Consider the following 679-nt stretch of genomic DNA (forward strand, 5'->3'; position numbering starts at 1 on the left):
GCCTACACGTTTCCGACAAGAGGAATAAGTTTAATTTCCACAGAAACAAGCGGTGCAGTGATGTAGCGTTGAGTAAGCCAGAAGTCAGCCGAGGTCATAGTAGTCTGAGTAATCAGATGAAGGACTGAACGACAATAACTTGTAACTTATATCGGAGGTGTAATCAGGTGCGACAATCGCAGAAAACAGAACAACAAGCTGACCGCTTGTCGAGGATAGGTTTGGAAAACCGAAAGTACACAAGGGCGCGTAGTACCGATTATGGTGAAGGTAAAGGTATGAGTGTCACTATCCAAGACTTAGTCTTGGACCGCAATAACCTTAATCAGGCTTATTTGCGAGTTAAGAGAAATAAAGGGGCAGCAGGCATTGACGATATGACAGTCAATGATCTTCTGCCATATCTCAGAGAAAATAAGACGGAATTGGTCGCTAGTTTGCGTGAGGGCAAGTATAAACCAGCACCAGTCAAACGGGTAGAAATTCCGAAGCCTAATGGTGGAGTAAGAAAACTCGGAATACCAACAGTGGTGGACCGAATGGTTCAACAAGCTGTGGCCCAAATTCTTACACCTATCTTTGAGCGTGTTTTCTCTGATAATAGTTTTGGCTTCCGCCCTCACCGTGGGGCTCACGACGCTATTGCAAAAGTAGTAGATCTTTATAATCAAGGTTATCG

The 679-nt window shown here is 44.3% G+C and carries 1 protein-coding gene; it reads left to right on the forward strand.

Translation table 11 applies throughout. The features are described from left to right. Positions 1-167: 167 nt before the first annotated feature. On the forward strand, positions 168-679 hold a 512-nt coding region (locus LMB56_RS02055), incomplete at its 3' end, for a reverse transcriptase domain-containing protein (RefSeq protein ID WP_324294719.1).

This window comes from Limosilactobacillus reuteri (genome assembly GCF_020785355.1).
Classification (GTDB): domain Bacteria; phylum Bacillota; class Bacilli; order Lactobacillales; family Lactobacillaceae; genus Limosilactobacillus; species Limosilactobacillus reuteri_I.